Origin of the sequence: Pseudonocardia sp. SID8383, from assembly GCF_009864975.1 — a bacterium.
Classification (GTDB): Bacteria; Actinomycetota; Actinomycetes; order Mycobacteriales; family Pseudonocardiaceae; genus Pseudonocardia; species Pseudonocardia alni.
This window is the reverse complement of the sequence record NZ_WWFY01000725.1, coordinates 1-5,482: the sequence shown is the minus strand read 5'-3', so window position 1 is coordinate 5,482 and position 5,482 is coordinate 1. Positions and strand designations below refer to the sequence as shown.

The 5,482-nt window shown below is 71.2% G+C and carries 4 protein-coding genes and 1 pseudogene; all 5 read right to left on the bottom strand.

Annotated elements, in window-relative coordinates:
- Nucleotides 1-210: 210 nt before the first annotated feature.
- Nucleotides 211-927, bottom strand: coding sequence for an SRPBCC family protein (locus GTW08_RS17570; RefSeq protein ID WP_073576613.1), 717 nt, complete (start codon nt 925-927; stop codon nt 211-213).
- An 89-nt stretch (nt 928-1,016) separates the two neighbouring features.
- Nucleotides 1,017-1,868 carry an FAD binding domain-containing protein gene (locus GTW08_RS17565; protein WP_073576614.1) on the bottom strand — a complete coding sequence of 284 codons (852 nt, stop codon included), beginning with the start codon at nt 1,866-1,868 and terminating at the stop codon, nt 1,017-1,019.
- Nucleotides 1,865-4,348 (bottom strand): xanthine dehydrogenase family protein molybdopterin-binding subunit, encoded by a 2,484-nt coding sequence (locus GTW08_RS17560; RefSeq protein WP_073576615.1) that lies wholly within the window; start codon nt 4,346-4,348, stop codon nt 1,865-1,867. The genes GTW08_RS17565 and GTW08_RS17560 overlap by 4 nt, the downstream gene beginning before the upstream one ends.
- 1 nt (nt 4,349) lies before the next feature.
- Nucleotides 4,350-4,865 (bottom strand): (2Fe-2S)-binding protein, encoded by a 516-nt coding sequence (locus tag GTW08_RS17555; RefSeq protein WP_073576616.1) that lies wholly within the window; start codon nt 4,863-4,865, stop codon nt 4,350-4,352.
- Nucleotides 4,866-5,248: 383 nt separating this feature from the next.
- Nucleotides 5,249-5,482 (bottom strand): annotated as a pseudogene (locus GTW08_RS17550) (mycofactocin system glycosyltransferase); the annotation flags it as partial.

Here is a 5,482-nt window from a genome sequence, read left to right as displayed (position 1 = left end):
ACGCCGGCGACCGCGCCGCCCGGCGGGGCCAGCACGACCGTCGTCCCGCTGCGGGCACCCGGCCCGCTCACCGCCGCGTGCCCGACCCGCAGGCCCTCGACGTCGGTCAGCCCGTTCCGCTCGCCCGCTCGCACCGCTCCATCCTGCCCCGCAACGCCACGGGCCGGCACCGCGGAACGCGGTACCGGCCCGGAGGGACGTGCGGGGGACTCAGCCCTTCGCGCCGCGCAGACGCCGGATCAGCACGACCAGCAGCACGAGCGCGCCCACGCCGCCCAGCACCGGCCCGAGGCGCTTGAGCACCGGGGCACCCGCCGAGTCGAGCAGGTCGATGGCCTCGACCGGGCTGCTCTGCGGCTGGTAGGTCCGCTTCACCGGGGCGGGCGCGGCCTGCTCACCCGGGCCCGGCGGGACGGCCGGGATCGGGCTGGTCTGGTCGGCCGCGTGCTTCGGGCCCGCGCCGTTGGAGGTCGCCGCACCGGGGCCGGTCAGCTTGTCCGCGACGCAGCTCGAGAACTGCCCGATGATCTTGTCGGCGACGTCGGAGATGACGCCGCGGCCGAACTGCGCCGGACGACCGGTGACGGTCATGTCGGTGACCATCGTGACCGAGGTCTTGTCCGCACCGTCGGCGACCATCGTGCCGGTCACGACGGCCTTGGCGGTGCCGTTGCCGCGGGCGTCGCGGCCGGACGCGTCGATGACCACCTTGTGGTTCGCGTCGTCACGCTCGATGTAGGTGCCCTTGCCCTTGTAGGTGAGCGAGATCGGGCCGAGCTTGACCTTGACGGTGCCCTGGAACGAGTCGCCCTCGTACTCGGTCAGGGTCGCCCCGGGGAAGCACGGAGCGATGAGCTCCGGGTCGTTGAGGGCCTTCCACGCGTCCTCGATCGGCGCCGCGATCGTGAACTTGTTCTCCAGTTGCATCTTCTCTGCCCAGCCTCCTCGAACGAACGCCGGCGCCGGTCCCGGGGGTTCCGGGGCCGGCGCCGGCGTCGGTGTGTTCCTCGGGTACGTCAGCCGGCCGCGGCCAGCACCGCACGACCGGTGAGAACCTTCGCCAGGTGCTCACGGTAGTCGGCGGCGGCGTCCGCGTCACTCGGAGCGGACGTGCCCTCGAGCGCGTGCTCGGCGGCCGCCTTCGCGACGTCCGGACCCGCGGCCTTGCCCACCAGGGCCGCCTCGACACCGGTCGCCCGGATCGGCACGTTGCCCATGTTGGTCAGGCCGACGCGGGCCTCGGTGATGGTCCCGCCGTCCACCTTCAGCGCCACGGCGACGGCCACCATCGACCACGCCTGGGCGACCCGGTTGAACTTCTCGTAGTGGCTCTTCCAGCCGGACCGCTTCGGGAACCGGATCATGGTGAGGATCTCGCCCTCGCCGATCGCGGTCGTGAAGTAGTCCTGGAAGAAGTCCGCCGCGGTCACCAGGCGGGTGCCACCGGCGCCCAGGATGACGAACTCGGCGTCCATCGCCAGGGCGGCCGCGCCCAGGTCACCGGCCGGGTCGGCGTGCGCGAGCGCGCCGCCCAGGGTGCCGCGGTGGCGGACCTGCGGGTCCGCGACGGTCTCGGTCGCCCGGGCGATCAGCTCCACGTGGGAGTTCACCAGGTCGTTGCGCATGACCTCGTGGTGGGTGGCCATCGCGCCGACCATGACGTACTGGTCGTCCTCGCCGATCCGCTTGAGCTCGGGGATGCCCCCGAGGTCGATGACGGTGCTCGGCGCGGCCATCCGCAGGCGCAGCACCGGCAGCAGGCTCTGCCCGCCCGCCAGGATCTTCGCGTCCTCACCGGCCGACTGCAGGGCCGACACGGCCTCCTCGACCGAGGAGGGCCGGACGTAGTCGAACTTCGCCGGGATCACTGGACCTCTCCCTTGGGGTTGTTCGGGTCGATGGAACCGAGGCCGGCACCGGGCGCGTGGGTGTCGCTCGGGGTCTCCTGCGGGTTCTTGCCCTTGGCGACCTGGAGCGCACGCCACACGCGCTGCGAGGTGGTCGGCATCTCGATCTCGTCGACGCCGAGGTGCCGCACCGCGTCCAGCACGCCGTTGAGGATCGCCGGGGTCGAGGCGATGGTGCCCGCCTCGCCGACGCCCTTGACGCCGAGCGGGTTGCTCGTCGCCGGGGTGGAGACCGTCTCGGTGGTGAAGCTCGGCAGGTCCGCCGCGGACGGGATCGTGTAGTCGACGAACGTGGCGTTGACCAGGGTGCCCTGGTCGTCGTAGTTCGCCTCCTCGAACAGGGCCTGCGCGATGCCCTGGGCGAGACCGCCGTGCACCTGGCCCTCGACGATCAGCGGGTTGATGACGTTGCCGATGTCGTCGACGCAGACGTACTTGCGCAGGTTCACCCGGCCGGTGTCGGTGTCGACCTCGATCGCGGCCAGGTGGGTGCCGTGCGGGTAGGAGAAGTTCTCCGGGTCGAAGACGGCGTCGGAGTCCAGCGAGGGCTCCATACCCTCCGGGTAGTCGTGCGCCATGAACGCGGCGAACGCGATCTCCTGGATGGCCTTGCCCTTGTCGGTGCCCTTGACCGTGAACTGGCCGTTCGCGAACTCGATGTCGTCCTCGGAGGCCTCGAGCAGGTGCGCGGCGATCTTCGTCGCCTTCTCGATCACCTTGTCCGCGGCGTTGACGATGGCCACACCGCCGACGACCAGCGAGCGCGAGCCGTAGGTGTCGAGGCCCTTCGGCGCCACCTGGGTGTCGCCGTGCAGGATCTCGACGTCCTCGAACGCGACGCCCAGCTTGTCCGCGACGATCTGCGAGAACGCCGTCTCGTGGCCCTGGCCGTGGGCGGAGGCACCGGTGGTGACCTCGACCTTGCCGGTGGCCAGCATCCGGATGCTGGCGGCCTCCCAGCCGCCGGCGCCGTAGTCCAGCGAGCCGAGCACGCGGGACGGGGCGAGGCCGCACATCTCGGTGAAGGTCGAGATGCCGATGCCCAGCTGGACCGGGTCACCGGAGCGGCGGCGCTCCTCCTGCTCACGGCGCAGACCGGCGTAGTCGAACAGCTCCATCGCGCGCTGCGTGGCCTGCTCGTAGTTGCCGGTGTCGTAGGTCAGGCCCACGACGGTCGTGAAGGGGAACTCCTCGTGCTTGATCCAGTTCTGCTCGCGCAGCTCCATCGGGTCGCGGCCGAGCTCGACGGCCAGCTCGTCGAGCATGCGCTCGACGGCGAAGGTCGCCTCGGGGCGGCCGGCGCCGCGGTAGGCGTCGGTCAGCGCCTTGTTGGTGAAGACGTTGGAGCAGGTGAACTTCAGCGCGGGGATCTTGTAGATCGCGTTGAACATGAACGCGCCGAGGATCGGCACACCCGGCCCGACGAGGCCCAGGTAGGCACCCATGTCGGCGTAGAGGTGGACGTCGAACCCGGTGATGGTGCCGTCCTTCTTGGCGGTCATCACGAGGTCCTGGATCTGGTCCCGGGCGTGGTGCGCGGTGAGCATGCACTCGCTGCGGGTCTCGGTCCACTTGACCGGCTTGCCCAGCTTCTGCGCGAGCAGCACGCAGAGCATCTCCTCGGGCAGGACGCCGATCTTGCCGCCGAAGCCGCCGCCCACGTCGGGGGCGATGACACGCAGCTTGGACTCCGGCACCCCGAGGGTCACCGTGGTCATGGTGCGCAGGATGTGCGGCACCTGGGTCGCGGCCCAGATGGTCAGCTGCTCACCGGTCGGGTCCACCACGCAGGAGCGGGGCTCCATGAACGCGGGGATCAGGCGCTGCTGGCGGAAGCGGCGGCGGACGACGACGGAGTCGCTGTCGGCCTCGGCGGCCTTGATGGCCTCGGCCACGTCGGCACCGGTGCCGGCGGCGGCGGAGTCGAACACCCAGGTCGCGGAGACGTTGGTGCCGAGGTCCGGGTGGACCAGCTCGGCACCGTCCTGCGCGGCGGCCTCCATGTCGAGGACCGGGTCGAGCGGCTCGTAGTCGACCTCGACGAGCTCGGCGGCGTCGCGCGCGGCGGCGGCCGACCGGGCGACGACGACGGCGACGCCCTCACCGGAGAAGTTGACGCGGCCGACGGCGAGCACCGGGCGCTGCGGGGCCTTCTGGTCCGGGGTGATCGGCCACGCGCAGGGCATGCCGACCTCCTCCGCACCGAGGTCGGCCGCGGTGAAGACGCCGAACACACCCGGGGCCTTCTCGGCCTCGGACTTGTCGATCGAGGTGATGGTCGCCCGCGCGATCGTCGACCGGACGACGGCGATGTGGACGGTTCCCGGAGGGGTGATGGAGTCGGTGTAGCGGGACCGGCCGGTGATGAGGCGCTGGTCCTCCTTGCGGACCCGGGCCTTGCCGATCTCGCCGGTCGTGGTGGGTTCGGCGGTCGTCGTCACGTCAGTTACCTCCCGCAACCGGGGCGGCCTGGCCGGAGGGCTGAGCGGCTCCCGGCTTCATGTTCTTCGCCGCGGTCTGCACGGCGCGCACGATGTTCTGGTAGCCCGTGCAGCGGCAGAGGTTGCCCTCGATGCCCTCACGGACCTCCTGCTCGGACGGGTCGGGGTTGTCCCCGAGCAGGTCCACCGCAGCCATGATCATTCCCGGCGTGCAGTACCCGCACTGCAGGCCGTGGCACTCGCGGAAGGCCTCCTGCACCGGGTGCAGCTGACCGTCGCGGGCGAGACCCTCGATGGTGGTGACCTCGGCGCCGTCCGCCTGGACCGCGAGCACCGAGCAGGACTTCACGCTCTGCCCGTTGAAATGAACCGTGCAGGCACCACAGTTGCTGGTGTCGCAGCCGATCAGCGTCCCCGTCTTGCCCAGCGTCTCCCTCAGGTACTGCGCGAGCAACATGCGGGGCTCGACGTCGTCGGCGTAGTTCACGCCGTCGACGGTGACCCGGACCTCTGTCATGAACTCTCACTCCTCGTACGCGACCACGCACGCTCCGAAGCGCGGGGTCTGACCGGGGACTTCGTCCGAGGAACGCCGATCGCCGTCGCCTGTCTCGCGACCACGCCGGCGCGCCCGGAAAAGTTGCCGCACGTCTCGTGTGGCAGCGCCCACATCACACTCCCGATCTTCCTGGGGTGCAAGGAGCCGGGACCGGGGCGACCGGAGGTCGAGTGGCGTGGTGCCGACGTCACGGCGACAGCCTGTCGTGCGCAACCGCAGGCGCGGAGAAGGTGGGCGAGAGGCGCCCTCAGAATCGGATCCGTGACGCAACACGAATCACCCGTTCAGACCAGTCCTGACGGAGTGGTGCGACCCCGGAGGGCAGGGAAGCCTAACCTACGTCAGCGTCGTGCGCCAGGACCGGTCGGCCGCAGCGGGGCGGAGGTCCGGTGCTCGACGGCCCCCCACCACAGACCGGCACCGTAGGCGAGGTCGTCGAGCCGGTGCGCGAGCAGGTGCAGCAGCGGCCCGGTCCGGACCCGCGGGTCACGGTCGCGGTGGCGCCACCAGTCGGTCAGCCCCTCCGCCAGCGCCGCCGCGACGACCGCGCGGCGGGCCCGGCGCGACACCAGGCA